Consider the following 25,687-nt stretch of genomic DNA (forward strand, 5'->3'; position numbering starts at 1 on the left):
ACAACATAGTCAACTAAATTAGAGATTCGTTAACCGTATTCATTGGCGAGTGGTTAATCATGGGCGAGGTCGACCGTCTCTCCCTCGGTGCAAGCATCGCATTGGCAGGAGACCTGGAAGACGGAAGTGGTTGGTGCGCATTTGCCAGGCTTGCAAAGCAGCGCCTGAAAATTCGCCAGGGGAAGTCAAGGTTTGGCGACTTTCGTGCATGGAAGAGTTTCCAGATACGCCCCCGGCGGCGCGCGATCTGCTTGGGAAATGATAAAATTTTAAATATTCTCGGCCGGGGTCTGGCTTTGGACCCGCAGGAAGCAGTGCGATTGCTGCCCGAAACCGCTCGGGCTGCAAATATGCGTGGCGGCTCCGAGGTATGGGTTCATGCGCTTTTTGGTGATCGGGCGGGCCACAGGTCTGGTTTGAATTTTGGGATATGACTTCACGCTGACCAAAGCTGCGCTTCCGGTTTGAGATGAGTTGAAAGAAAACAATTCGCCTGAAGTAAAGTATTGTCGCCAAGATGTCGCCAGAAAGCTCCCCATGACGAGCGCTCTGTACACAAATCTATTCACGCTGTCGAAATTTAACCTGCATTGGCGGCCTCTGTGCTGCTCATGAACTTCGCGCATCAAAAAACCCCTCATTCAATCACATGCGGGGCCATACCCCGGATCATTGGGCAGGCGCTGACACATTCCATTATGCCGAGGTCGGTTATTTTAGCGATAGCTGTTTGATCGAAATGCAACGTTTACGGGAACTGCTTCACGAAGCTTGGCACGCCGCTCGACTGGATGTCCTCGATGGCAGCGTCATAGTCGTCGGCCTGGGCAGGTGCGGCGGCCAGCGTCAGGGTGAGTGCGCAGGCAGCGGCAAGCACGGATGCGGACGCATAGCGAAGGCAGGAATGCGCGGATGAAACTATGAGATAGGCAGACATCGTTTTCTCCTCTGGTGTTTGTTAGCCTTACGATGTAAGGTAATGCGGAAAATTAATCTTACAGTGTAAGTTGTCAAGCGGCACCATGGACTCATCGATCAAGAAAAAGCGAACGCGCGGGCGGCTGTCCCGCGAGATGATCGAGGATGCGGCTTTCGGGGTGATCGAGAGGGAGGGCCTTGCCGGCTTTTCGATGCGCAAGCTGGCGGCCGACCTCGGCTGCGAGGCGATGAGCATCTATCACCACTTTCCGTCGCAGGCGCATCTGCACGAAGCCTTGGTCGACCGGCTGATCGGCTCGCTCGAAATGCCCGACGCCGGTCTGCCCTGGCGGCAAAGAATGCACATCGCCATGCACGACTTCCTCCGTATCGGCAGCGAGCATCCGGCCTTCGCGCCGTTCCTGGTCACCTACCGGATGAATTCGCCGACTTGCCTCGCCTGGCTGAGTGGCATCCTCGGCCTGTTCGAGGCCGGAGGCTTCGGTCCCGAACTGAGCGCGCGGCTGTTCCGCACTGTCGGCTACTATCTGATGGGTGCGATCCTCGACGAGACCGCCGGCTATGCCAAGGGCCCGTCGGCGGTCACCACCGTCAGCGACGAGCAGCTGGCGCGGGATTTCCCGAATGTCGCCGCCGCCGGGCGCTATTTCGGCGCCGCCGATTTCGACCGGACATTCGATCTCGGCCTCGATATGCTGCTCGACGAGATGGAGCGCGCCCTTGGCGGCGCCAATTCGAGGTAGCCTGGCGCATGCGCTTTCTGTTTGTTCTGATCCTGCTCGCCGGGGCCGCCATCGGCGTCGCCTATCCCTGGGCGATGAGCAACTTCTCCGGCCATGAGATCGGCACCTGGCGGGTCTATGAGAAGGGCCGGTTCAGGCCGGTGACAGTGCCGCTTGCCGCAAGCGACGCGCCGGTCAGGGTGCTGGTCGACCTGACCGCAAGGGTCGAGCGCATCGTCTCGCAGCAGCGCACCGTGCTGACGCTGACCGCCGCGGCCGGCGGCCGCACGGCGCTCGCCTCGACGCTGCAGTTCAACCATACCGACAATCCGCGCCAGCCCAGCCCGCAATCGCCGGACAAGATCTTTCGCGACGAGGCGGGCGTGATCGAGACGGTCAGCCCTGGCGCCTACCTGTTCACCGTCGGCCCTGGCGATGCCGAGAACATTCCGATGCGCGCGGTCGACCTCGTGCTGCGCGCCGGCGCCGGCGAGATCGACAACCGCGCGCGGCCGGTCGGCTTCTCGCTGATGGCGGCCGGCCTGATCGGGCTGGTTCTGGCGATGGTCATTGGTCGTGGCGGCGGCCGGCCGGAGAACCCGAACTCGCAGCCGCCACCGCCGCGCTGGGGCAGGGGCTCGAAGTGAACTACCGCCACGCCTACCATGCCGGCAACTTCGCCGACGTCGTCAAGCATGTCGTGCTGACGCGGCTGCTCGAATATCTCAAGCAGAAGGACAAGGCGTTCCGCGTCATCGACACCCATGCCGGCATCGGCCGCTACGATCTGTCGTCGACGGAGGCGCAGAAGACCGGCGAATGGCAGGGCGGCATCGGCAGGCTGATCGGCGTAAACCTGGATGCCAAGGCAGCCGCCCTTCTGGCGCCCTATCTGGAGGCGGTTCGCGCGCTCAACCCCGACGGCGGCCCAGATGGCGGCATAAAAAAATATCCGGGCTCGCCGCTGATCGCCAGGCATCTGCTGCGCAAGCAGGACCGGCTGACAGCGATCGAATTGCATCCCGACGATGCGAACCGGCTCAAAGCGGTCTTCGCCGGCGATTTTCAGGCGAGGGTGATCGAGCTCGACGGCTGGCTGGCGCTCGGCGCGCAATTGCCGCCGAAGGAAAAGCGCGGCCTGGTGCTGATCGATCCGCCATTCGAGGCGGTGGGCGAATTCGACCGTCTGGTCGACGGGTTGGTCAAGGCCCACAAGCGCTGGCCGGGTGGCATCTATGCGCTGTGGTATCCGATCAAGGACCGCAAGGCGGTCATCGCCTTCAGGAAGGCGCTCAAGCAGACAGGCATCCCGAAGCTGCTCGACATAGAATTCGAGATCAGGCCGGCCTCGTCGGAGCCCAGCCTCGACGGCAGCGGCATGGTGGTGGTCAACCCGCCCTTTACGCTTGAGGGCGAGTTGCGCCTTCTGCTGCCGGCCCTGCACAGATTGCTCGTGGTCGGGCGACCGGCGGACTGGTCGCTGCGCTGGCTCGCTGGGGAAGCGGGGTAAGGCGGCAGCGGTTTCCCGCCTTGCGAAGCCATCTCTGGCGGATGGCGAGTTCGAAGCTGGAAACCATCATCATCACAACCGCTTGACCGCCGACCGGCGAATCCGCACAGTGCGCGCAATCGACCTTGAGAGGCTGTCATGACTCGCTTCGCCAAATCCGCCCTTGCCGCACTGATTTCGCTTTGCACGCCGCTCGCCACCTCGCTCGGCTTCACCCAGGCGGCGCACGCCGCCGATCTTTCCGTCTATTCCGACGAGGACGGTGGTGTATGCGGCGAGGCCTGGGTGCTGAACAAGATCACCAGCCGCTTTTCCTACCAGGTGCGCCACGTGCCGCATCTGCCGGATGTCGCGATCACCGATTTCCGCCGCATCCACCAGCACCGCTATCTGCCGGCCAGCGAACAATGGCCGATTGGCCGCCGCTATTGCGGCGCCACGGTCGCCCTGTCGGACGGCCACGACCGCACCATCTGGTACCTGATCGAGGAAGGGCAAGGTTTCGCCTCGATCGGCGACAATGTCGAATTCTGCGTCGCGGGCTTCGACCGCTGGATGGTCTACAACGGCCGCTGCCGCGTCCTGCGCTGAACGCAGCTTTCCGATCCCGGACATTTTCGCGCCTGCGGCCAGATCGGTCGCGGGCTTTTCGGCCTGGCATGTTGCCGGCAGCAGCCCTGTCGCGAAGATCCTGACTTTTCCTTCTATCGCCGGCCGGCAAATCGGCTAGTCTGAACGCCCGAGAGCAACAACCGTTTCGGGTACCGTCATGGATCTTGTGACCCTCCTTGCCTTTGCGGCCGCCTTCTTCGTGTTTGCCGCCAGCCCAGGCCCTGACAATATGACGATCGTCGCCCGCACGATCTCCGGCGGCGCGGCATCGGGCATCGCCTATGGTGCCGGAACTGTGGTCGGCATCCTCATCTTTCTGGTGCTCGCCGCCTTCGGCCTGTCGGTCATCGCCGCCAAGATGGCGGTGGTCATGACAGTGCTTCGCTATGGTGGAGCGGCCTACCTGATCTGGATGGGCGTCAGGCAGTGGACTGCGGTCCCCGTTGTGCCGGAACTGCAGCCCGTTCGGGCGGGCGCGGGTTGTTGACGATCTTCGCCACAGGCATCGCCCTCAACCTCGGCAATCCGAAAATGCCGCTGTTCTACGTCGCGCTGCTGCCGAATGTGGTAGGCGCATCGCTCACCCCCGGACACGTCGGCGTGCTGATGGCGGTGATCCTGGCTGTCGAGGTGGTGGTGATCGGCGGCCACGTCATCCTTGCGGCGCGCGCCCGCAACCTGTTGCGCACGCCCAGGATCGTGCGTCGCGTGAACCGGGCGGCGGGCGGCGTGATGATCGGCGCCGGCGTCGCCGTGGTCGCCACGCGCTGAGGCTACTGCTTCTGACGCATGATTGCGCTGTTCGGTCAGAGGCTGCCAATCGCTAACGCTAGCGCCGCCCCTCATCCGCCTGCCGGCACCTTCTCCCCGTGTAGTGACGGGGAGAAGGGGGCTGGCCACACTGTCGGCTCCCTATTCTTGACCGCTGGCAATTGGCGAAAGCGGGCGACGTCGCCCCTCTCCCCGTCACTATACGGTGAGGGGCAGCGCCGACCTGAATCGTGGAACCCCCTGCCAGTTGACAGAAAGCGCCATCATCATCTAAAAAGAGACAGACCTGTCTCATCACTTGGTGATCACATGACGCGTTCATCCGCTTCCGGCAAACGCCAGCATGTCATCGACACCGCCTATGCGCTGTTCAAGCAGGGCGGTTTCCACGCCACCGGCATCGACCGGATCATCGCCGAGGCAGACATCGCCAAGATGACGATGTATCGCCACTTTCCCAGCAAGGACGAGCTGATCGTCGAGGTGCTGGACTATCGCGCCGGGCGTTTCGACCGTCAGCTCGACCGGCTCGAGCAAGAGGGCATCACGCCTGAGCAGAAAATCTCAAAAATCTTCGACTGGCACGAGCGCTGGTTTCGCAGCGCCGACTTCCACGGCTGTCTGTTCGCGCATGCGCTGGCTGAATTCGGCGATCCCGGGCATCCGGTGTTCAAGGCAGTTGCCAGGCAGAAGAGCGGCCTGAGATCGCGCATGCAGGCAATCCTCGAGCATGTGATGCCGCCCGACCGGGCCGAAGGCGCGGCCGCCGCCTTGCTGATGCTGATCGAGGGCGCAACGCTGATGGCGCAGATGGGGCAGCCGGCCATCGGCAATGCCCGCAAGGCTGCAGCCGCCATCATCGCCGCTGCGAGCGTGCCGCAATGAGCGCGACCGTCGTCGGACTGGCGCTGTTCGCGGCCATCCTGCATGCCAGCTGGAACGCCTTCCTGCGCACCGGGGCCGACCGGCTGTGGACGGTCACCGTCATGAGCTTTTCCAGCACGCTGGTCGCCATCCCCTTCGCCCTTTTCCATGCGCTCCCGGCGGCGGCGGCCTGGCCCTATGTCGTGCTCTCGGCTTGCCTCCAGGTCGGCTACAGCGTGTTCCTGGTCGCCGCCTACAAATATGGCGAGCTGGGGCAGGTCTATCCGATCGTCCGCGGCAGCGCGCCGCTGCTCGTTGCGCTCGGCGGCTTCTTTCTTGCCGACCAGCAGCTGACCATGCCGGAGATCGTCGGCGTCGCGCTTGTTGCCGGCGGCATAATGGGTCTTTCGCTGGGCAGGGGGAGGGCGTCGACGACATCTATCCTCTGTGCGCTGGCGACCGGAGCGATCATCGCCGCCTACGCGACTGTCGACGCGATCGGCGTTCGCGCGGCGCAAGACAGCGGCGCCTACACGGCATGGGTGCTGGTGTTTTACGGCGCCTTGCTACCGGCGACCTTCATCGCCATGCGCGGCAGGCTCGCTGTCGACCTCGGCGCGCCTGAAACCTGGAAGGCGCTGGGCGGCGGTCTGTTCGCGCTGCTGGCCTATGGCGTCGTCGTCGCCGCCTTTGCGCTGGGGCCGGCCGGTCCGATCACGGCGATCCGCGAAACCAGCGTCGTCTTCGCCGCCTTCATCGGGCGGCTGTTCCTTGGCGAGATGCTCACGCCAAGGCGCGTTGGCGCCTGCGCCGTCGTCGCCCTCGGAGCCATATGCCTCGGCTACCGGCCGTGACGCTCCCGCTGTCTCACCGCGGCGCGGCTCTGTGCTGTCCGGACAGGTAAGCGCAGATCAGATCGACGAGTTGCTTCTGCAATTCCGGCGCCTCCAGCATGCCGCGTCGCGCCGCATTGTGGATCACGCCCTCGACCGCGGAGGACAACACGCGCGTCACGGTCTCGGTGTCTTTCGTGCGTCTGCGATACTGCGCCACGGCAGCCGCATAGTGTTCGAGATAGCGCGACTGGAAAGCGGCATGCGCGGCCCTTGAGCCGCGATCGCCTGGTGCTTCGTCGAGCAGCACCTGGTGCAGCGTCGGATGGATGCTGTGCGCCGCGATCATGCCGCGCGTGAGTTCGCGCGCGAATTGCCGGAGCGGTTTCTCGTCGGCTGCCGCATCGCTGATAACCGCGAGGACCTGATCGAAGTGCCGGCGCCGGATCGCTTCGACAAGCGAAAGCTTGTCGGGGAAATACTGGTAGAGCGAGCCGATGCTGGCACCGGCCGCCTCGGCCACCTTGTTGGTGGTGAAACCGGCCCATCCGAGATCGCTCAGAACGCGAGCACCCGCCTCGATGATCGCCTCGACGGTTGCCCTGGAACGCGCCTGGCTCGGCTCCTTGCGCATGCGCGAGCGCGGCTTTGCAATGCGAGTAGACATGTCTGATCCGTCTCCGCAAGAATATAAACAACATACTCACATTCATGGAAAAGGGATACCGACCATGAGCGCACTGGTTTTGCTTCGCAGCCTCTTCGCCTACCAGGCCTGGGCCGATGACGAGTTGCTGGAGAAACTCGCGAGCCTCGACTCACATACACACGGCAAGGAGCGCCTCGTCGCGACCCGTCTCCTCAATCACAACCTCGTCGTGTCAAAAATATTTGCGGCGCATCTCACCGGCGCTCGCCACGGCTGCAGCGCCGACAACACCGAGGACACGCCCGCGCTCGACGCGCTACGCACCGATGTCGCGGCAATGGGTCGCTGGTATCTGGACTATCTGGAAACCGTCGCCCCGGACCATCTGTCCGAGCCCGTGGCGTTCGTCTTCACCGACGGCGACAAGGGATCGATGTCGCGCCAGGAGATGCTGACCCATGTCATCATCCATGGCGGCTCCATCGCGGCGAAGTCGGGCGCATGCTCTCGCAGATTTCCATCGCGCCGCCATGGGACACTTTCGCCGTCCATCTCCACCAGACTGAGCCTTCGCGCCGGCTGCAGGCGGTGCTCGAGCCGCTAAGCGCCTGATCGTAATATGGTTTCCGGTCTGACGATGTCGGCTGGAATGCATTCTTTCGCGAGCGCCGTGATCTCCAGAAAATGTGAGCATAAAGCTCACTTTTCATTTCATGCCGCAAGATGATGCGACGTCGCGGCTGTCGTGTTGCTTTCGTCCTTTCCTCTGTTCGTCGCACGGGCAAGACAAAGCGAGTGATCCGGAAACTCTGCATGATCTTCGCAACGCGCAGTCGATGTCTGCGGTCGAAGCTGCTCGAAAAACCCTGAGCGCGTCGACAAGATCGACCAAGATAGAGCGCGAAGAATTTCCGTCGCAGAACTTCGTTGCGAGATCAAAGATGCATGACGAAATTCTTCGACGATCAGCACGCTCGCATTGCGCTCGTAACCGAAATTTAATCTGCTAAAATCAATGTAATGCTTCGCTGGCTAGACACGCGCGAGTCAGATAAGCATGACACGCCGGGTCACTAACGGCCATCGGCAACAACGCAAGGGGCATCGCATGGCTAAGCAGTCATCCAAAGCGCCGGCATCCAAGGCACCGGCAAAGAAAGCACCAGTAAAAGCAGCAGCGGCGAAGGCCGCGACTGCAGTGAAGAAAGCAGCACCCGCTGCCAAGCCGAAGGCGGCAGCGCCCAAGGCAAAAGCAGCACCGGCTAAGAAGCCGGCTGCAAAGGCCGCGGCGAAACCCGCAGTGAAGAAGGCAGCACCGGCCAAGGCCAAGGCTGCACCGGCAAAGAAGGCAGCACCTGCCAAGAAGCCGGCTGCAAAGGCTGCGGCGAAACCTGCGGCGAAGAAAGCAGCGCCAGCCAAGGCTCCGGTCAAGGCAGCCGCGGCGAAGTCTTCGGCACCGGTGAAGAAGGCCGCGCCGGCCAAGAAGGCGCCTGCGAAGGCCGCGAAGAAGTAATCGCGTTTCTTCGCGCGCCGGGGACAGTACCGGGACATGAGGGCGGGTGCCTTGGATGCACCGCGCTCTCCGCACCGGTGTTGAGGCGCACGAAAAGAGGGGCGGACGTAATATCTTTCGCAGCTCCCAGGACTTCGCCACACGGCGAAGTCCGGCGGGGCTTTTTTGTTGCTGTGAAAGACGGGCAAGAAGCCCGGTCTACCTCGCCATCGCGAGAGCCTTTTCAAGCACCGGATCGCGGCCGGCCGCATAGTCGGCGAACGCGAGATCTAGCCCACAACCTTCACTACTAACACTTCCGTGTAGACGCCCAGGCGCTCTCGATCGCCGAAGGCAGCGCCAATGCCTGGCGGCAGGATTTTTTCTTTCTGGCTTGTTGCGCGGGCAGGGCGCCCGGTCGACAGTGCCGGTCCGCAAACAGGGAACCGATCATGCCGAAGCTGCTCTACGCCTCCACGTCCCCCTATAGCTCCAAGGTGCGTATGGCGGCGCTTTATGCCGGCATCGCCGTCGATCTCGTGCCTGTGAAGACCGAAGACAAGCCAGCCGATCTGATATCAGCCAATCCGCTCGGCAAGATCCCGGTGCTGGTGCTCGACGATGGCCGCTCGATCCATGACAGCCGTGCCATCACCCAGCACCTCAACCGGCTGTCGAAGAACGCACTGTTTCCGCGCAATTCCGACAAGCGGCTCGAGGCCGAGGTGCTGGAGGCCATGGCCGACGGCATCTGTGATTGCGCACTGTCGATGGTCTATGAGCGGCGCACGCGGCCGGAGGAGATGGTCTATCAGCCCTGGCTCGACCGCCAGTGGGCAAAGATCACCGCAGCCCTCGACCTGCTCAACGCCAACCCGCCGAAACTGCCGAAGAAGATCACCGCCGGCCAGATGGCGCTGCGCGCCTGCCTCGGCTATCTCGCGCTGCGTTTCGCCGGCAAATGGGAAAAGGGTCGCGGCCGGCTGACCCGCTGGGCGGCGCGCTTTGACGAGAAGTTCCCGGAGCTGAAGGGCGCGGTGCCGGGGTAGAAGCTGCCGATCTCCCCCCCTTGTGGGGGAGATGCCTGGCAAGGCAGAGGGGGGCGCTGTCCCGCCGGCCTGCCTATTGGAAGCATCCCCACATCGAGAGGGGTCGACGATCGAGTTCCTTCGCGCCCCCCTCTGTCCTGCCGGACATCTCCCCCACGAGGGGGAGATCGGCAGCTTGGCCGCCGCGCTCCACTTCCATATTGACCGTTTTCGTGCTTGCCTGTCGCCCTGCAAATCGCACACGGGCGGTGAGCATGCCGAGATCAGTCACCACGACCAGCAGCACAGCGGATCCCATGCTCGAGCGTCTGCGCGCCGCCCTTGGCCAGCGCGCCTTCACCGAGCAGAAGATGTTCGGCGGCACCTGCTTTCTCGTCAACGGAAACATGCTCGTCGGAACCTCGAAGCGCGGGCTGCTGGTCCGCGTCGGCAAGGCCGCGCATGACGCTGCGGTCGCACGTCCGCATGCACGCCCTATGGAAATGGGCGGGCGTTCGATGGAAGGCTACGTCCATGTCGCGCCGGAAGGCACAGCGACAAAAGCCGATCTTGGCGGCTGGGTCGATCTCGCACTGGCATTCGTCGGCACGCTTCCACCAAAATCAAAACCCGCCAAGGTCGCAAAGAAGCGCGCCTGAACAGATGGCGCAGCGCATTCTGGGCTCCGCCAGGTCAATGTTGCCGAGGGGCGCACGGCGAGGAGAGGGTGCGATGGTCTATCTTACGGGAAATTGCATGTGCGGGGCAGTCACCTGGACCTACTCCGGAGCCTTGACGCGCAACCTGGTCTGTCACTGCGCCGATTGCCAGCGCGCCACGTCCTCCCCCGTCACGGCCTTCCTGGGCATGAAGCCGGAGCATCTGAACTGGACCGGCGAAATTGTGCATTACGAGAGCACCCCCGGAACATTTCGGGGATTTTGCTCGTCCTGCGGCACAAGGCTCTATTTCCGCTCCCGGAAATGGCCTTCGGAAATTCACGTCCACGCCGCCACGATGACCGACCCGGGCGAATACCAACCAGACGCGCAGGTCTTCATGCGCTCGCGGGTGAAATGGCTCGACCGGCTGCAGTCGCTTCCCGCTCATCAGGGTTTTCAGCAAGCTCCGTCGAATTCTGCCGATACGCCCTGAGGTCGGAGCGAATGCGCACCTGCCTGAACGGCCAAGTTTGTTGCCCGCTCGTACAAAGTTCTCGAAACCGGCAAGCTCTTGGGCTAGAAAGGTTTTTAAGAATGGCGGCGTGAACCCTTTGTAATGAACATAACCGACGACGACAGCCCGAATGGCGCACGCAACGGCATGTTCACGCCGCCCGGCGATGGCGCCGGCGTCGAACGGGCAGGGCGGCCGCGCAAGGCGCTGCTGTCGTCCTCGATGGTCGGCTCGACCAATCGCGGCCGCGTGCTGCAGACCCTGTTCGACATGGGGCCGACCAGCCGCGCCGAGCTGGCGCGGCTTGCCGGCGTCAACCGCACCACCATCTCCGGCATCGTGCAGCCGCTGATCGACGACCAGGTGCTGGTCGAAAGCGATCCCATCCCCGCCAATCCCGGCGGCGGCAAGCCGGCGCGGCCGCTGTGGTTCTCGCCCAATGCGCGTCCGATCTGCGGCGTGCTCTTGATGCCGGACGCGGTGCATGCCTGCGTGTCGACGCTCGACGGCAAGATCGAGGTGGAGCGCAAGATGGCGCTGCCCGACGGCAGGGGGCCAGTCCAGCCGATCATCGAGACGATTGCTGAGTGTGTAGGCGACACGCTGGCCAAGGCGCGGCGCACGCCCTTCGGTATCGGCGTCGGCGTCGGCGGCATGGTCGACACCGATCGCGGCTCGATCGTCACCGTCAACCTGGCGCCCGCGCTCGACCGCTATCCGCTCGCCGACGAGCTCGGCCGCCGCTTCGGCCTGCCGGTCAAGCTCGACCACCATCCGCGCGCCCTGCTGCTCGGCGATCGCTGGTTCGGCGCCGGGCGCGGCGTCAGGCAATTCGCCGTCGTCTTCACTGGCGAGGTGCTCGGCGGCGCGCTCTATTTCGACGGTCATCTCTATCGCGGCACGGCGGGCGCCGGCGGCGAACTCGGCCACACCTTCGTGCAGCTCGACGGCGAACTCTGCCGCTGCGGCCGGCGCGGCTGCTGGGACACCATCGCGACGCTGAGCTGGCTTCGGCGCGAAGCAGCCAGTGCGGGCCTGCCCGAACCCGAGCTGATCGATTCCGGCCGTCTCGCGGACATGGCGGCGCGTCAGGTGCCGGGCGCCGAGAAACTGCTCGACCGCTATGCCCGCAACGTCGCCGTCGGCATCGCCAATCTGCAGCAGACGGTGGCGCCCAACATCTTTATCCTGCATGGCGATGTCGTGCTCGGCGGCGAGCGCCTGCTCGAAGCCATCGCCGCCCACGTCCGCGCCATGGTGCCGGCGCGACCGGGCGGCCAGATCGAATTCATCGCCGGCGACGCGGGCGATGGCGCCGCGCTGCTGGGCGCAGCGGGGCTGGTGATTTCCGAGCTGCTGCAACTGCCGATCTAGCCTTTCCCTTCTCCCCTTGTGGGAGAAGGTGGATCGGCGCGAAGCGCCGAGACGGATGAGGGGTGCCGGAAGAAACGCGGCGTCAAAATATCGATGGATTTTAAGCGTTTAGTTATTCAGCGTAGCGATCCTTCCAACACCCCTCATCCGTCCGAGCTTCGCTCGGCCACCCTCTCCCACAGGGGGAGAAGGGAGAACCAGCGCCGCCGCCCCTACCTCCCCGTCAGCCCCGGAAAACTCCCGAACCAGGGCCGCATTCGCTCGAAGCGCGCGGCCATGTTCAGCACGCTTTCGTCGGCATGGCGCGGCCCGATGATCTGCATCCCGACCGGCAGGCCCTGTGGCGTCAGCCCGGCCGGAACCGAGATCGCCGGGTGGCCGGTGTAGTTGATCGGGTAGGTCATGCACCAGCCGATCAGCGGATCGACCACCTCGCCATTGATCGAGGTCGGGCCGATCGTGTTGCCGTCGGTCGCGTTCTTCACCGGTGGAACCGCGAGCGTCGGCGAGACGATCAGATCATGCGTTTCGAACACGTCTTCCAGCCCGTCGCTGACACCGGTGCGCAACTGGTCGTCGAGCGCGTGCTCGACCGCCGACACTTTGTAGGCGCCCTCCAGCATCGCCAAGAATTGCGGCGTCAGCACTGCTGCGTGTTCGCCCATCAGGTCGATGCCTTCCTGCTTCCAGTAGACGGCGATCGCCGCATAGTGGATCGAGATCGTGCGCACCCAGAGCGCCGCGAGCTCCTTGTGGTCGGCCTTGAAATCGAGCTCGACCTCATTGACCTCGACGCTGCCCTGCCGCATCGCCTCGACCGCGTCGGCAATCACGGCGGCGACCTGGCGGTCGACCGGAAAATTGCCGAGGCGTGGGCTGTAGGCGACGCGCAGCTTTCGCGCCGGCGCCTGCACGGCGCCGACATAGTCGACGCCGTCGTCGGGCAGGCTGAGTGGGTCGCGGCTGTGCGGGCCGGCCATCACCTTGGCCATCAGCGCGGCATCGGCCACGGTGCGCGTCAGCGGTCCGATATGGACCAGCGGATGCCCCCACAGGAAGCCGTCGGGACGCGTCACCGACGGGATGCGGCCGAAGGACGGCTTGAAGCCGACGCAGCCGCTGAACGAGGCGGGGATGCGCACCGACCCGCCGCCGTCCGTGCCTTGCGCCAGCGCCGCCATGCCGTCGGCCACCGCCGCCGCACTGCCGCCTGACGAGCCACCGGAATTGTAGCCGATCGCAAACGGCGTGCTGGTCGGTCCGAAGCGCAGATTGTCGGTGATGCCCTTGTGGCCGAACTCCGGCGTGTTGGTCTTGCCGAGCACGATGGCACCCGCGCCGAGCAGGCGCTCGACCGCCGCCGCGCTGGTCTTCGGCACCCGTTTTTTGACGGCCCGCGAGGCCATCGATGTCGGCACGCCGGCGACGTCGTCGAGATCCTTGATGCCGACCGGCACGCCATGCAGGGGACCGAGCGGACCGCCGGCCATCACCTCCTTTTCGGCGACGCGCGCGGCATCCATCGCTTCGTCGCCAAGCACCAGCGTGTAGGCGTTGACCACCGGGTTGCGCGCTTCGATGCGGCGCAGATACGCCTCGGTCACTTCAACAGGCGACAGGTCGCGGCGGCGGATGCGCTCGGCCAGTTCCGTGGCCGGCAGGAAGCAAAGCTGCGTTTCTGCAGAAGTCATGAAGCCATTTCCGTCTATTTGATGAACACTGGATTTGCCGAGCCGCCGGTGCCCTTGCTGACCTTGGCGGCGCTCGCGCAATAAAAACCTTCGTAGCGGCGGTCGGCGGCACAGTCGGCCGCCAGCGCATCGAGCGACGCCATCTCGGTGAAGACGACGCCCAGATTGCGCATCAGTGCCGCGTGCAGCACCAGCATCAGCCCGGTCTCCGGCTCGTAGGTCGTCTCGTTGGCCAGCGTGTCGGTGACCAAGCTGGGATGCATCTCGTCGAACCAGCGCACCAGATCGAGGCTGAAGGTCAGCCCAGGCTCCCAATAGTTTTCGCCAATCCTCTCGTGCCCCGCCGCCAGTGCGCCGACCCAGCCGGTACGGACAAGCAGGATGCTGCGCGGCAGGATCTCGACACCTTGCGCCCGTGCGCACTCGATCAGGTCCAGATGCGTGAAGGTCTCGGCGCGTTCCAGCGCCGGCTTGCCGCGGAAGCGGGCAATGTCGATGAGCACGCCGCGGCCGACGATGCCACGCTCGGCGATCGGCATGATGCCGGCCCTCGTCATGCCGCCATTGGTGCTCGATGCCGGAAAGCCGTTCCACAGCGTGTCGTCGAACCACATATGGCCGAGCCCATCGCAATGCGTGCCGGCCTGCGCGAAACCGGTGACGTAGTCGTCGGCGAATTCGAGGCCGCCGGGCAGCGGGTGCCAGTGGCCGTTCTCGAAGCCGGTCTTGTCGGCGACCATGAAATGCTTGGCCGGCCACCGGCCGGGAAACACCGCATCGCCCTCATGGGTGGCGATTGGCACGCCGAGCGTGAAGGTGCGGCCGTGGCGCGCGCTCGCCAGGCCGCGCTTGACCTCGTCGGCGGTGAGATAGTTGAGCGCGCCGATCTCGTCCTCGGCGCCCCAATGTCCCCACCGATTGGGAGCGTCGGCGAGCAGCCGGCGCAGCGTCATCGTGTCGGTCGCGCTCATGTGCCAGCCTCCGCGATGGCGGAGCGGGGCGTCATCGCTTCCCTGGCGCCGGTGATGTAGGCGACGACGTCCTCCATGTTGGTGACGGCGCTGGCCAGATCGGCGACTTTGCGGCCCCGGCGCATCACCACCACGCGGTTGCACACCTGCCAGAGGTGATCGAGATTGTGGGTGACCATGACGATGGTCAGCCCCTGGGCGCCAAGCCGCCGGATGAGGTCGAGCACTTCGCGCGATTCGCGCACGCCAAGTGCGGCGGTCGGCTCGTCGAGCAGCAGCAATTTGTGGCCCCAGAAGGCGCCGCGCGCGATCGCCACCAGCTGGCGCTGGCCGCCGGACATGCGGTCGACCGGCTTGCTGCGCACGCCGGGGATGTCGATGTTGAGTTGCTCGAGGCCTCGTATCGCGGTGTCGCCCATCGATTTGCGGCGGATCCAGCGCAGCAACGCCGGGCCACGGCCAAGCGCCAGCTCGCGGCCGAGGAAGAAGTTCTCGGCCGCGGTGAAGGTGCCGATCAGCGACAGGTCCTGATAGACCGTCTCGATGCCGAGGCGTTGCGCCTCGGCTGGTGGCGACAGTTTCTGCGGCCGCCCTTCGAGGATCACCTCGCCGGAGGTCGGATCATGCGCACCGGCCAGAATCTTGATCAGCGTCGACTTGCCGGCACCATTGTCGCCGACCAGGCCGATGATGTCGCCCCTGGCGATATCGAGCGAGACATTGTCGAGCGCCTGGATGCCGCCGAAGCTGCGGCAGATGTGGCGGAGCGAAAGCAGCGAAGCCTGGCCCATGGCTACCCCCGTCCGTAGCGGCGGCCGATGCCACCGAGCGCCACGGCGACGACCAGAAGCGAGCCGGTGAACAGGAACTGGGTGAAGATCGGCGCACCGATCATGGCCAGCCCATTGTTGCCGACCGCGACCGTCAGCACGCCGATCAGCGTGCCGAGGATGTGGAACTGGCCTTCCCTGAGTGCCGCCGAGCCGAGGAAGGCGGCCGAGAAGGAGGTCAGCATGAAGCTGTCGCCCGCCGTCACCTGTCCGGAGCCGAGATTGGAGGCCATCAACACGCCGCCGATCGCGGCACAGGTGCTGGCGATGGCGAAGGCGACGATGCGGCTGCGGTCGACGGCGACCCCGGCACGGCGCGCCGATTCCGGGCTCACCCCGATCGCCTTGATGTGCTGGCCCTGCACCGTGCGGTTGAGGATCACCCACAGCAGCGCCAGCACCACGGCCATGATGATGACGAGATGCGGCACGCCGGCGATGCGGCCGATGGCGATGCTGGTGAATTCCCGGCTCTGCGTGAGCTGCAGCGGAATGCCGCCTGAATAGGCGTAGTTCAGCCCGACGACGATGGTGCCGGTGCCGAGGGTTGCGATGAAGGCATTCACGCCGATCTTGGAAACGACGATGCCGTTGACGATGCCGATCAGTGTGCCGAGGCCGACGACAAGCACGATGGCAAGCGGGATCGACAGGCCGCTATAGCTCAAGAGCCCGACCACGAGCAGCCCGCAGAAGCTCGCGACATAGCCGATGCTGAGGTCGAAATCGCCGGCCACCAGCGGCACGGTGAGGCCGGCCGCGACAATGGTGCCGATCGCCATGTCGTTGATGATGTTGCGGAAATTTCCAATGGTGGCAAAGGTGCCCGGCTGCAGCACCGAGAAGATCAGCAGCATCGAGCCGAGCACGATGATGGTGCCGTAGGTGCCGAGAAGGCGCATCAGAAGCGCCCGCCGGTCGCGCGTGCCGGGCGGGAGAGACCCGACCTGCGTGACCGGCAAGGCGCCCTCCGCCGGAGCGGAGGTTTCGGGCAGGGAATGGTCAGCGGACATGACAGCTCTGTTCATGATGGAAATCGGGTCCGGCCGGGCTTGCCCGGCCGGACCGTCAATCTGCAGCGTTTACTGCGGATTGTCCTTCATGAACTGGTCGACATTGTCCTTGGTGACCAGCGTGTAGCCGGGCACGAAGGATTTCGGCTGCCACTTGTCGCCGGCCGCCAGGATGTCCGGGATCTGGTCGACAAGCATCTTGCCGGCCGAGGTCAGGTCGACGCCGAGCGTGGCGGTCATCGTGCCGTCCTTGACCGCCTGCACGGCGGGTGCGGTGGCGTTGAAGGAATAGACCTTCACGTCGCTGCGGCCGTTCTGCTTCAGGGCCGCGATCGCGCCCATGGCGTTGTCGTCATAGCAATTGAAGATCGCGAACGGCCCCTTGGCATTGGCGTTAGCGGCGAGCCATGCGCTGGTCGCGGCCTGCGAGGATTCGGCGGCACCCGGAATGCTGATTTCGTGCGAGGTCGCCTGGAGCCCCGGCTTGGCCTTGACCGCCGCATCGAAGGCATCGGCGCGCTCGCGGCACGGTATGCCGGGGTGATAGGTGAGGTCGAGCAGTGTGCCGGTGTCGCCGACATCCTTCAGCATCAGGTCGATCAGCGGCGGTGCGGCGCCCGTGCTGGCCGAAAGCGCAATGCCGTCGGCCATGCCGCCGCCGGCCGAAAGCACCGGGATCTTCGCATCCGCCGCCGCTTGCAGCCCGGCGGCCAGCCCGGTCGAATCGAAGACGGTGACGATGATGGCGTTCACCTTCTTGGTCGCCAGTTGCTTGATGCTGGTGATCGCCTGCGAGGGATCGCCATTGGCATTGAGCGTTTCCACCGTCCAGCCCTTGGACTGGGCTTCCTTGGTCATGGTGTCGACCATCTGGTTGGTGTCGACGTCGGATGTCGAGAAGGTGACGATGCCGATCCTCAGCTTGTCATCGGCATGGGCAGCCGGCGCGAGGCATGCCGCGACCAGCGCCGCGGCCGAAAGTTTATTAAAGCGGTTCACGTTCCTATCCCCTGTTGAGCGAGTGTTCCGGCTCGCCTCCCGCGCGCCCGCCCCCTATCTCGGGGCTTTCCACCGGGTTGTCACAGCTAAAGCTGTTTGTTCGTGCGAGCCACGTACTAACTATAGGCACAAGGCGGGAAAGGGCGCAACGGCAATTTTTCGGGTGCAGGGAAGGGAGGGTCCAGACACAAAAAAGCCGGGCGCGAGGCCCGGCTTTTCGTGTCGTGGCTTGAACGACAATCAGAACTTCATACCGACGCCGAAGGTGACGCGGTTGTCCTTGACCTTGACGTTGCCAAGAGAGCCGAAGTCCTTGTCGCCGTAGTCGGTGTAGCGGTACTCGACGCGGCCGAACACGTTGTCGGTGATCTTGATGTCGGTGCCGACGCCGGCGGTCCAGCCGAACATCGCATTGCTGTCGTCGGTGCCGGTGACGCTATCCGTGATCTTCTGGTTCTTGCCGGCGAGACCGCCGGTGCCGTAGAGCAGGATTTCCGGGGTCACGGCATAGCCGAGGCGGGCACGCAGCGAGCCATCGAGGCCGCCCTTGGCGTCGATGCCGTCGCTGTCGCCCTTTACGCCGTTGTAGCCGAGATCGGCTTCAGCGCCGTACACGAAGTTCTCCTGCTGCCACTGATAGCCGCCGAAGACGCCGCCGACGAAGCCCTTGGTCTTCACGTCGACGCCGGCGTCACGGGCATCGGCATGGCCACTAAAGCCATAGCCGGCGCTGATACCGGCATAGGGGCCGGCCCAGGAAGCGACCGGAAGTTCGGCAATCGGGGCTGCCGGTGCCGGCGGCTCTTCCGAGACCACGTCCGCCGCGTAGGCAGTTCCACCAAGGGCGAAGAGCCCGAGCACAACAGCCAGCGGCCGTGCGAATTTGAGATTGGCTTGCATTGTTCTTTACTCCTTAAGCCACAGGACACAGGCTTGTTTTTCACGATCGCCATCGACCCGTCCGGGGGGTGAAACGGATCTGGCGTTCGTATGTTCCAAATGTCGTGTCAAAATGCGGCTGAAGCGAACCTGAACTTGGGTCATTCCCCGGCGCGAATGAGGCTGAACCTTGACGTTGCATCTTCGCAACAGCGAGATGTCAGCACGCTTGCCATGCTGCACCGCACTCGGCTTGGTGCAAGGAGTCCAGCGCCCTATATTGCGGTTCAATTGGCCGAGTCTCGGCCGAGCCGAAACGCCGATCGGGCCGCTTTGCCACAATCCTGCCCCAGGTGGAAACGGCATTTAACCCCTAGGCGCGTCATAATTTGCCGGAGGCCGGAATCGTGGCCGCGATTGAGGATTGACAGGATGAACGAAGCCGCCGGAACGGCGCTGGTTACAGGTGGAGGAAGACGGATCGGCAAGGCGATCGTCGAGGATCTCGCCGCGCATGGTTTTGCCGTCTCCATCCACGCCAACGGTTCGCTTGCCGCGGCAGAGGCGCTAGCCGCGCGGATCCGGGATGCCGGCGGTCGCGCCGCCGTGGTCGGCGCCGATCTCACCGACATGGACGCGGTCGGCGACCTCGTGGGACGCGCCGAGGCAGCGCTCGGCCCGGTCACGCTTTTGGTCAACAACGCCTCCCTGTTCGTCGACGACAGCAGCGAGGATTTCGACTGGGCCGTTTGGGACCGCCACTTCGCCATCCATGTGAAGGCCCCCGCGCTTCTGGCGCAGAACTTCGCCCGCGCGCTGCCGCAGGGCGAGGAGGGGCTGATCGTCAACATCATCGATCAGCGCGTCTGGCGGCCGACGCCGCGCTACTTCTCCTATGCGCTGTCGAAGTCGACGCTGTGGAGGCAGACCGAGATGCTGGCGCAGGCGCTGGGGCCACGCATCCGCGTCAACGCCATCGGCCCCGGACCGACGCTCAAGAACACGCGCCAGGAGGACGCCGATTTTGCCGCGCAGGTCGATGGGTTGATCCTGAAGCGTGGCCCTGAATTGCCCGAATTCGGCGCCACCATCCGCTATCTCTGGGCGGCGCGCTCGATCACCGGCCAGATGATCGCGCTCGATGGCGGCCAGCATCTTGCATGGCAGACGCCCGATGTGACAGGCATGGTGGAATGAGTCGCGCAGACCACAAACACAAGCAGCGCAGCGCCGCCGACGATCTGCCCCCCGACATCGACCTCGAGGACGATGCGGCCGAGGAGATCGTCGAACCGGAAGCCGTTTCAGCCGCACCCGACGTCGCCTTCACCGCAATAGACTGGACCCCGCATGCCGGCGATGCCGACGGCATGGTCGGAGCCGAGGTCATCCAGACCTTGGTCAAGCGGCTGCCCAATGCGCCCGGCGTCTACCGCATGATGAATGCGGCCGGCGACGTGCTCTATGTCGGCAAGGCGCGCAGCCTGAAGAAGCGGGTGACCAACTACGCGCAGGGGCGCTTCCACACCAGTCGCATCGGTCGCATGGTGCGCGAGACGGCGACGATGGAGTTCGTCGTCACCCGCACCGAGATCGAGGCGCTGCTGCTCGAAGCCAATCTTATCAAGCGCTTGCGGCCGCGCTTCAATGTGCTGATGCGGGACGACAAGTCGTTCCCCTATATCCTGCTGACCGGCGACCACGTTTCGCCCGGCATCTACAAGCATCGCGGCGCGCGCTCGCGCAAGGGCGACTATTTCGGCCCGTTCGCCTCGGCCGGCGCCGTCGGGCGCACCATCAATTCGCTGCAGCGCGCCTTCCTGCTCAGAAGCTGCACCAACTCCTTCTACGAGAACCGTACACGGCCGTGCCTGCTTTACCAGATCAAGCGCTGCGCTGGCCCGTGCACCGGCGAGATCTCGCACCAGGACTATGCCGTGCTGGTCAGCGAGGCGAAGGATTTTCTATCGGGCCGCAGCCAGAAGGTGAAGACGGAAATCTCCGGCGCCATGCAGCAGGCCTCGCAAGACCTCGATTTCGAGCGCGCCGCCATCTATCGCGACCGGCTGGCGGCGCTGTCGCATGTGCAGAGTCACCAGGGCATCAACCCGCAGACGGTGGAAGAGGCGGACGTCTTCGCCATCCACCAGGAAGGCGGCCAGGTCTGCATCCAGGTGTTCTTCTTCCGCACCGGCCAGAACTGGGGCAACCGCGCCTATTTCCCCAAGGCCGATCCGGCGTTGGAGGGATCGGAAGTGCTGGGCTCGTTCCTGGCGCAGTTCTACGACGATAAGCCGACGCCGCGCGCCGTTCTTCTGTCGCATGGCGTCGAGGAGCAGGAGCTCCTGGCCGAGGCGCTCTCCACCCGTGCCGGCCGCAAGGTGTCGATCTCCGTGCCGCAGCGCGGCGAGAAGAAGGACCTGACCGACAACGCGCTGCAGAATGCGCGCGAGGCACTTGGCCGCCGGCTGGCCGAAACCTCGACGCAGGCGCGGCTGCTGACAGGTTTTGCCGAGACCTTCGGCATGGCCAAGCCGCCGGTGCGCATCGAGGTCTACGACAATTCGCACATCATGGGCACCAACGCCGTCGGCGCCATGGTCGTCGCCGGGCCGGAAGGATTCGTGAAAAACCAGTACCGGAAATTTAACATCCGCTCGACCGAGATCACGCCGGGCGACGATTTCGGCATGATGCGCGAGGTAATGGAGCGGCGCTTTTCGCGGCTGCTGAAGGAGCATGGCGATGCGCCGCAAAACGCTGGCACCGAGGGCGAGACGGAAGACGACATCGAGAGCAATGGCGGGTTCCCGGCCTGGCCCGACGTCATCCTGATCGACGGCGGCCAGGGCCAAATGAGTGCGGTGCGCAAGATCTTGTCCGATCTCGGCATCGAGGACCGCGTCGTGGCCATCGGCATCGCCAAGGGCCAGGACCGCGACGCCGGCCGCGAGCGCTTCTTCGTCAAGGGCAGGGACTCGTTTTCGCTGCCGGTGCGCGATCCCGTGCTCTATTTCGTCCAGCGCCTGCGCGACGAGGTGCACCGCTTCGCCATCGGCTCGCACCGCGCGCGGCGCAAGAAGGAGATGGTCAAGAGCCCGCTCGACGAGATCAGCGGCATCGGCCCCGGCCGCAAGCGCGCACTGCTGCTCCATTTCGGCACGGCAAAAGCGGTCAGCCGTGCGGCAGTCGAGGATCTGGTCAAGGTCGACGGCATTTCCGAGCAGGTGGCCAAGCTGGTCTACAATCATTTCCACGAGAGTTGACGAGGTGTATCGCTATTCAGGCCTGACCTGAATTTCGATACGCCCCGGGTCTTTTTCGGCTGGCCAATCGAAATTGTTCTGTTGACCCCCCACATTCGCTTCTGATTTGAGTACGCAGGCAGAAAGAGTCCCAAAAATATGGCCCAGCGCGCGTTCAACCTGCCCAACATGCTCACCTATGCCCGCATCCTCGCGGTGCCGCTGGTCGTGCTGTGTTTTTTCCTTGAGGGCCATCTGAAGTCGAGCGACTTCGCCCGCTGGTTGGCTCTGGCCATTTTCCTGCTCGCTTCGATCACCGATTACTTCGACGGCTATTTTGCACGCGCCTGGAAGCAGACCTCCAATATCGGCAAGATGCTCGACCCGATCGCCGACAAATTGCTGGTCGCCACCTGCCTGCTGCTTTTAGCCGCCGACACCGATCGCCATGCCGGCATCGCCGGCTGGTCGCTATGGGCGGCGATCATCATCCTGTGCCGCGAGATCCTGGTCTCGGGACTGCGCGAATATCTGGCCGCGCTGAAAGTGTCGGTGCCGGTAACGCAGCTCGCCAAATGGAAGACCACCATCCAAATGGTCGCCATCGCCTTCCTACTTGCCGGCCCGGCCGGAGACAAGATCTTCCCGCTGACCACGCAGACCGGGCTGGTGCTGCTGTGGATCGCCGCCCTAGTCACGCTCTACACCGGCTATGACTATTTCCGCGCCGGCCTGAAGCACATCATGGACGAGTGACGTGGCAACCAAGCTCATCTATTTCGCCTGGGTGCGCGAGCGGATCGGCAAGCCGGAAGAGGAGGTCGAGTTGCCGGACGGCATCGACACGGTCGCCGACCTGCTGCGCTGGCTGAAGTCGCGCGGCGAGGAATATGAGCACGCACTGCAATACCCGGACGTGATCCGCGTCGCCATCAATCAGGAACATGTCGAGCACCGCGAGAAGATCGCCGGCGCGCGCGAGATCGCGCTGTTCCCGCCGATGACCGGGGGCTGAAAACCATGTCCGGCGCGGTGGTGCCTGTCGTGCGCATCCAGCGCGAAGATTTCGACGTTGCTGCCGAGATCGCCAGGCTGACCGAAGGCCGCGCCGACATCGGCGCCGTGGTGACGTTCTCCGGTCTCTGCCGCGACGAGCAGGGCCGGCTCGCCGCACTCGAGCTTGAACATTATCCCGGCATGGCCGAGGCCGAGATCGCGCGCATCGCCGCCGAGGCGATCGAACGCTGGCCGCTGCACGGCCTCACCGTCATCCATCGTCACGGTAAGGTCCGGCCGGGCGAGAACATCGTTCTGGTGGTGACGGCGTCCGCGCATCGCCACGCGGCATTCGAGGCCGCGAACTTTTTGATGGATTATCTGAAGTCTCGCGCGCCTTTCTGGAAGAAAGAGCACCATGCCGACGGCTCCGCGGGCGGGTGGGTCGACGCCAAGGAAACCGACGACAAGGCCACCAGCCGTTGGAAAGCACCGCCGCGCGAATAAGGCTCGTCGCAGCCATGCATTGACCGCAATCCTGCTCCAGCCTTTGCCTGTTTGGCGCGTTTAGGGGAGCAAGGTCATGCTGGACAGGATCGCCGAATTCTTCATCTTCGGTTTCGTGCCGCTGCTCGTCGGCATGCTGGCGGTGCCGGAAATGTCCAATGCCGCCGAAAAGACCCTGAAGGGCGAGGTGATGTATCGCGAGCGCATCGCACTGCCGCCCAATGCCGTGCTCTCCGTCCAGCTAGCCGACGTGTCGCTGGCCGATGCGCCGGCGGCGATCATCGGCGAGCGCAAGGTGGCGCCGGCTGGCCAGGTGCCGATCAAGTTCGAGATCAGCTTCGATCCCCAGGTGATCCGCCCGAACATGACCTATGCGCTGCAGGCGCGCATTACCGTCGACGACAGGCTGATGTTCATCTCCGATACGCGCCATCAGGTCGACCCGCTGAGCGATGCGCCGCAGACGATCATGCTGAAGATGGTGGCGCCGGACGACAAGGCGGCCGGCGCCCTGCTCGGCCAGAGCTGGCTGGTCGAATATATCGACGGCATCGGCGTGATTGCGGAGCCGCAGGCGACGTTCCGGGTGAGCGAAGCCGGCAAGGCCGGCGGCAGCGGCCCCTGCAACGTCTATTTCGCCACCGCGAAGGTCGACGGTTCGACGATCGCCATCAGCGAGATCGGTTCGACCTTCAAGGCCTGCGCGCCTGATGTCATGGCCGAGGAGAAGGCGCTGTTCGAGGCGCTGGCCAGGGCCGCCTCCTACCATGTCGATGCAGGCAAGCTCACCATCACCGACAAGGACGGCAAGGACATCCTGCGCTTCAACGCCGCGAGCTGAGGTTTCACCAAGGGCAGACCTCTGACGCCGCAGGACAGAGGGGGGCGCGAAGGATCGCTACGGGACGTTTCTTGGATCCTCGAACCGCGCCATCTTGGGGCCGAAGCTGAGGCGGATAAAAAAGGCCGGCGAAGCGCCGGCCTTTTGATCAGATTTGGCGATGCCGGATCAGCCGACGATCTCGGTGTCGGAGAACCAGTACTTGATCTCCTGCGCGGCGGTCTCCAGCGCGTCCGAGCCGTGCACGGAATTCTCGCCGATCGACAGCGCATGCACCTTGCGGATGGTGCCTTCGGCGGCGTTGGCGGGGTTGGTGGCGCCCATCACTTCGCGGTTCTTGGCAATCGCGTTTTCGCCTTCCAGCACCTGGACGATGGTCGGCGCCGAGGACATGAACTCCACCAGCTCGCCGAAGAACGGACGTTCCTTGTGCACGGCGTAAAAACCTTCCGCTTCGCGGCGGCTCATCCACACCCGGCGCGAAGCAATGACGCGCAGGCCGGCATCCTCAAGCATCTGGGTGATGGCACCGGTGAGATTGCGCCGCGTCGCGTCGGGCTTGATCATGGAGAAGGTGCGTTCGATCGCCATTGGGTCGTCCTTGCTTTTTGAGAATGGGAATTGGAGTGGCGGGCTCTATACAAGCCGCTTCGGTCCTTGCCAAGGGGAGGCGGCTTCTGGCCAAGGCCGGAGGTTTGCGGGATAATTAGACGGCTGCACAGGCCCAGGCGCCAAGTCCTGGAGCATCGCGGCAGCGGAGCCGAAGGCGATGAACTGGCCTTACCTCAAACGCGGCGACATCACCGGCATCCTCTTCGTGGCCGTCCTTTTCACCGTCATCACCCTGACCCTGCTGTTCCTGCCCCAGCTGAAGCAGGATTTCGGCTTTGGCCCGGAATGGCAATGCGCGCGCATGGAGGAGGGCGATCCAATCTGTGTCAGGCTGGTGCAAGAGGATGAAGCGAGGTAGCCGGCGCTACCGCCTGATCACCACCGGCGGCCGCCGCTGCTCCCAGCCCTCGCGCTGCAGCGTCGGTATGTCGTGCTCCTCGCTCGGATAGCCGACGCAGAAATAGCCGATCAGCGTCCATTCGGGCGGCGTGTCCAGGATCTCGGTCATCTCGGCCGGATCGAGGATCGAGACCCACCCGACGCCGATGCCTTCCGCGCGCGCCGCCAGCCACAGCGTGTGCACCGCCATCACCACCGAATAGTCAATCGTCGCCGGCATGGTCAGGCGGCCCAGGCCGTGGCCTTGCCCCGTTGTGCGGTCTGCGAAGACCGCGAACTGGCAGGGCGCCTCGGCGAGTCCGGACAGCTTCAGGCGCGCGTAGAGCGCCGCGCGCTCGCCCGAGAAGCATGCCAGCGCCTCGGCGTTGCAGCGCTCGAAGCAGCGTTTCACGGCGTTGCGCCGCTCCGGACTTTCGACGACGACGAAGCGCCAGGGCTGGCTGAGCCCGACGGACGGCGCGATGCTGGCAAGTTCCAGAAGCCGCTCCAGCGTGCCGTCGGCCAACGGCGTCGGCTTGAAGCGCCTGACGTCGCGGCGCCAGCGCAGCAGCGTTTCCAGCCCGGTGCGAAAGTCGTCGGAGAAATCCGGACCTGAGGTCATGCCGCTATATTGCCTTCGTTGTGGTCGCCCGGATTCACCGGCCGCTGCTTCTTGGCCTCGATCAAGGCAGCGATGAGGCGTGCAAAGCGACGCAAGCGCGCCCGCTTTGTCGCATTTCGGAAGCGGTTGGCGG

30 protein-coding genes and 1 pseudogene are annotated in these 25,687 nt (G+C 64.4%); 20 read left to right on the top strand and 11 right to left on the bottom strand.

Annotation, left to right across the window (positions count from 1 at the left end):
- The first annotated feature begins 59 nt into the window (after positions 1-59).
- Positions 60-434: a hypothetical protein gene (locus tag ACFX5Q_RS20225; RefSeq protein WP_404280851.1), complete on the top strand. Its 375-nt coding sequence runs from the start codon at positions 60-62 to the stop codon at positions 432-434.
- Positions 435-748: 314 nt separating this feature from the next.
- On the opposite strand, the gene ACFX5Q_RS20230 is transcribed toward ACFX5Q_RS20225, so the two are convergent.
- Positions 749-937, bottom strand: coding sequence for a hypothetical protein (locus tag ACFX5Q_RS20230; RefSeq protein WP_404280853.1), 189 nt, complete (start codon positions 935-937; stop codon positions 749-751).
- 85 nt (positions 938-1,022) lie between these two features.
- Between ACFX5Q_RS20230 and ACFX5Q_RS20235 the strand changes: the two genes are divergently transcribed.
- The 7 genes and pseudogenes from ACFX5Q_RS20235 to ACFX5Q_RS20265 all read left to right on the top strand — a co-directional run bounded on the left by ACFX5Q_RS20235 (position 1,023) and on the right by ACFX5Q_RS20265 (position 6,272).
- Positions 1,023-1,682, top strand: coding sequence for a TetR/AcrR family transcriptional regulator (locus ACFX5Q_RS20235; RefSeq protein ID WP_404280855.1), 660 nt, complete (start codon positions 1,023-1,025; stop codon positions 1,680-1,682).
- A gap of 8 nt (positions 1,683-1,690) precedes the next feature.
- Positions 1,691-2,308: a hypothetical protein gene (locus ACFX5Q_RS20240; RefSeq protein ID WP_404280857.1), complete on the top strand. Its 618-nt coding sequence runs from the start codon at positions 1,691-1,693 to the stop codon at positions 2,306-2,308.
- Positions 2,305-3,171 carry a 23S rRNA (adenine(2030)-N(6))-methyltransferase RlmJ gene (locus ACFX5Q_RS20245; protein WP_404280859.1) on the top strand — a complete coding sequence of 289 codons (867 nt, stop codon included), beginning with the start codon at positions 2,305-2,307 and terminating at the stop codon, positions 3,169-3,171. Before ACFX5Q_RS20240 ends, ACFX5Q_RS20245 begins: the two co-directional genes overlap by 4 nt.
- Before the next feature lie 138 nt (positions 3,172-3,309).
- Entirely contained in the window at positions 3,310-3,762 is a 453-nt protein-coding gene (locus ACFX5Q_RS20250; RefSeq protein WP_006202602.1) for a hypothetical protein, read from the top strand.
- 178 nt (positions 3,763-3,940) lie between these two features.
- Positions 3,941-4,554 (top strand): annotated as a pseudogene (locus ACFX5Q_RS20255) (LysE family translocator).
- 309 nt (positions 4,555-4,863) lie between these two features.
- The gene (locus ACFX5Q_RS20260; protein WP_404280861.1) at positions 4,864-5,439 is read left to right on the top strand and encodes a TetR/AcrR family transcriptional regulator; all 576 of its coding nucleotides are present in this window, start codon (positions 4,864-4,866) and stop codon (positions 5,437-5,439) included.
- Complete coding sequence (locus ACFX5Q_RS20265) at positions 5,436-6,272, top strand: EamA family transporter (protein WP_404280863.1); 837 nt, start codon at positions 5,436-5,438, stop codon at positions 6,270-6,272. The genes ACFX5Q_RS20260 and ACFX5Q_RS20265 overlap by 4 nt, the downstream gene beginning before the upstream one ends.
- Before the next feature lie 13 nt (positions 6,273-6,285).
- Here the strand turns inward: ACFX5Q_RS20265 and ACFX5Q_RS20270 are convergent, their stop codons facing one another.
- Positions 6,286-6,885, bottom strand: a complete 600-nt coding sequence (locus tag ACFX5Q_RS20270) for a TetR/AcrR family transcriptional regulator (protein ID WP_404281064.1) — start codon at positions 6,883-6,885, stop codon at positions 6,286-6,288.
- A gap of 97 nt (positions 6,886-6,982) precedes the next feature.
- Here ACFX5Q_RS20270 and ACFX5Q_RS20275 point away from each other — a divergent pair, with 97 nt between their 5' ends.
- A complete protein-coding gene (locus ACFX5Q_RS20275; protein ID WP_404280865.1) occupies positions 6,983-7,504 on the top strand; it encodes a DinB family protein in 522 nt (173 codons plus the stop codon).
- Between the two features lie 443 nt (positions 7,505-7,947).
- On the opposite strand, the gene ACFX5Q_RS20280 is transcribed toward ACFX5Q_RS20275, so the two are convergent.
- Positions 7,948-8,451, bottom strand: coding sequence for a hypothetical protein (locus ACFX5Q_RS20280; protein WP_404280867.1), 504 nt, complete (start codon positions 8,449-8,451; stop codon positions 7,948-7,950).
- Positions 8,452-8,844: 393 nt separating this feature from the next.
- On the opposite strand from ACFX5Q_RS20280, the gene ACFX5Q_RS20285 reads away from it, so the two are divergent.
- The 4 genes from ACFX5Q_RS20285 (at position 8,845) to ACFX5Q_RS20300 (ending at position 11,970) form a co-directional block, all read left to right on the top strand.
- Positions 8,845-9,441 carry a glutathione S-transferase gene (locus ACFX5Q_RS20285; protein WP_404280869.1) on the top strand — a complete coding sequence of 199 codons (597 nt, stop codon included), beginning with the start codon at positions 8,845-8,847 and terminating at the stop codon, positions 9,439-9,441.
- 254 nt (positions 9,442-9,695) lie between these two features.
- The gene (locus ACFX5Q_RS20290; protein ID WP_404280871.1) at positions 9,696-10,079 is read left to right on the top strand and encodes a TfoX/Sxy family protein; all 384 of its coding nucleotides are present in this window, start codon (positions 9,696-9,698) and stop codon (positions 10,077-10,079) included.
- Positions 10,080-10,152: 73 nt separating this feature from the next.
- Positions 10,153-10,575: a GFA family protein gene (locus ACFX5Q_RS20295; protein WP_404280873.1), complete on the top strand. Its 423-nt coding sequence runs from the start codon at positions 10,153-10,155 to the stop codon at positions 10,573-10,575.
- A 123-nt stretch (positions 10,576-10,698) separates the two neighbouring features.
- On the top strand, positions 10,699-11,970 hold the full coding sequence (locus tag ACFX5Q_RS20300; RefSeq protein ID WP_404280876.1) for an ROK family protein: 1,272 nt from the start codon (positions 10,699-10,701) through the stop codon (positions 11,968-11,970).
- Positions 11,971-12,182: 212 nt separating this feature from the next.
- Here ACFX5Q_RS20300 and ACFX5Q_RS20305 read toward each other — a convergent pair whose 3' ends face one another.
- From ACFX5Q_RS20305 to ACFX5Q_RS20330, 6 genes are all read right to left on the bottom strand, one after another.
- The gene (locus tag ACFX5Q_RS20305) at positions 12,183-13,661 is read right to left on the bottom strand and encodes an amidase (protein ID WP_404280878.1); all 1,479 of its coding nucleotides are present in this window, start codon (positions 13,659-13,661) and stop codon (positions 12,183-12,185) included.
- Positions 13,662-13,675: 14 nt separating this feature from the next.
- Positions 13,676-14,632, bottom strand: coding sequence for a cyclase family protein (locus tag ACFX5Q_RS20310; RefSeq protein WP_404280881.1), 957 nt, complete (start codon positions 14,630-14,632; stop codon positions 13,676-13,678).
- Positions 14,629-15,423 (bottom strand): ATP-binding cassette domain-containing protein, encoded by a 795-nt coding sequence (locus ACFX5Q_RS20315; protein WP_404280884.1) that lies wholly within the window; start codon positions 15,421-15,423, stop codon positions 14,629-14,631. Before ACFX5Q_RS20315 ends, ACFX5Q_RS20310 begins: the two co-directional genes overlap by 4 nt.
- Before the next feature lie 2 nt (positions 15,424-15,425).
- The gene (locus ACFX5Q_RS20320) at positions 15,426-16,490 is read right to left on the bottom strand and encodes an ABC transporter permease (RefSeq protein WP_404280886.1); all 1,065 of its coding nucleotides are present in this window, start codon (positions 16,488-16,490) and stop codon (positions 15,426-15,428) included.
- 54 nt (positions 16,491-16,544) lie between these two features.
- The gene (locus tag ACFX5Q_RS20325) at positions 16,545-17,474 is read right to left on the bottom strand and encodes a sugar ABC transporter substrate-binding protein (protein WP_404280888.1); all 930 of its coding nucleotides are present in this window, start codon (positions 17,472-17,474) and stop codon (positions 16,545-16,547) included.
- Positions 17,475-17,714: 240 nt separating this feature from the next.
- Positions 17,715-18,374 carry an outer membrane protein gene (locus ACFX5Q_RS20330; protein WP_404280890.1) on the bottom strand — a complete coding sequence of 220 codons (660 nt, stop codon included), beginning with the start codon at positions 18,372-18,374 and terminating at the stop codon, positions 17,715-17,717.
- Positions 18,375-18,785: 411 nt separating this feature from the next.
- Here ACFX5Q_RS20330 and ACFX5Q_RS20335 point away from each other — a divergent pair, with 411 nt between their 5' ends.
- The 6 genes from ACFX5Q_RS20335 to ACFX5Q_RS20360 all read left to right on the top strand — a co-directional run bounded on the left by ACFX5Q_RS20335 (position 18,786) and on the right by ACFX5Q_RS20360 (position 23,942).
- A complete protein-coding gene (locus tag ACFX5Q_RS20335; RefSeq protein ID WP_404280893.1) occupies positions 18,786-19,550 on the top strand; it encodes an SDR family oxidoreductase in 765 nt (254 codons plus the stop codon).
- Positions 19,547-21,619 carry an excinuclease ABC subunit UvrC gene (gene uvrC, locus ACFX5Q_RS20340; RefSeq protein ID WP_404280895.1) on the top strand — a complete coding sequence of 691 codons (2,073 nt, stop codon included), beginning with the start codon at positions 19,547-19,549 and terminating at the stop codon, positions 21,617-21,619. The genes ACFX5Q_RS20335 and uvrC overlap by 4 nt, the downstream gene beginning before the upstream one ends.
- Positions 21,620-21,757: 138 nt before the next feature.
- Entirely contained in the window at positions 21,758-22,354 is a 597-nt protein-coding gene (gene pgsA, locus ACFX5Q_RS20345) for a CDP-diacylglycerol--glycerol-3-phosphate 3-phosphatidyltransferase (protein ID WP_006201585.1), read from the top strand.
- A 1-nt stretch (position 22,355) separates the two neighbouring features.
- The gene (gene moaD, locus ACFX5Q_RS20350; RefSeq protein ID WP_404280897.1) at positions 22,356-22,613 is read left to right on the top strand and encodes a molybdopterin converting factor subunit 1; all 258 of its coding nucleotides are present in this window, start codon (positions 22,356-22,358) and stop codon (positions 22,611-22,613) included.
- A gap of 5 nt (positions 22,614-22,618) precedes the next feature.
- A complete protein-coding gene (locus tag ACFX5Q_RS20355) occupies positions 22,619-23,101 on the top strand; it encodes a molybdenum cofactor biosynthesis protein MoaE (protein WP_404280899.1) in 483 nt (160 codons plus the stop codon).
- A 76-nt stretch (positions 23,102-23,177) separates the two neighbouring features.
- The gene (locus ACFX5Q_RS20360) at positions 23,178-23,942 is read left to right on the top strand and encodes a YbaY family lipoprotein (protein ID WP_404280902.1); all 765 of its coding nucleotides are present in this window, start codon (positions 23,178-23,180) and stop codon (positions 23,940-23,942) included.
- A gap of 168 nt (positions 23,943-24,110) precedes the next feature.
- Here ACFX5Q_RS20360 and ndk read toward each other — a convergent pair whose 3' ends face one another.
- Complete coding sequence (ndk, locus tag ACFX5Q_RS20365; protein WP_404280905.1) at positions 24,111-24,533, bottom strand: nucleoside-diphosphate kinase; 423 nt, start codon at positions 24,531-24,533, stop codon at positions 24,111-24,113.
- A gap of 178 nt (positions 24,534-24,711) precedes the next feature.
- On the opposite strand from ndk, the gene ACFX5Q_RS20370 reads away from it, so the two are divergent.
- Entirely contained in the window at positions 24,712-24,912 is a 201-nt protein-coding gene (locus tag ACFX5Q_RS20370) for a hypothetical protein (RefSeq protein ID WP_404280907.1), read from the top strand.
- Between the two features lie 6 nt (positions 24,913-24,918).
- On the opposite strand, the gene bluB is transcribed toward ACFX5Q_RS20370, so the two are convergent.
- On the bottom strand, positions 24,919-25,554 hold the full coding sequence (bluB, locus tag ACFX5Q_RS20375; RefSeq protein ID WP_404280909.1) for a 5,6-dimethylbenzimidazole synthase: 636 nt from the start codon (positions 25,552-25,554) through the stop codon (positions 24,919-24,921).
- Positions 25,555-25,687 lie beyond the last annotated feature (133 nt).

It is taken from the genome of Mesorhizobium sp. IMUNJ 23033, from assembly GCF_044778005.1.
Lineage (GTDB): Bacteria > Pseudomonadota > Alphaproteobacteria > Rhizobiales > Rhizobiaceae > Mesorhizobium > Mesorhizobium amorphae_A.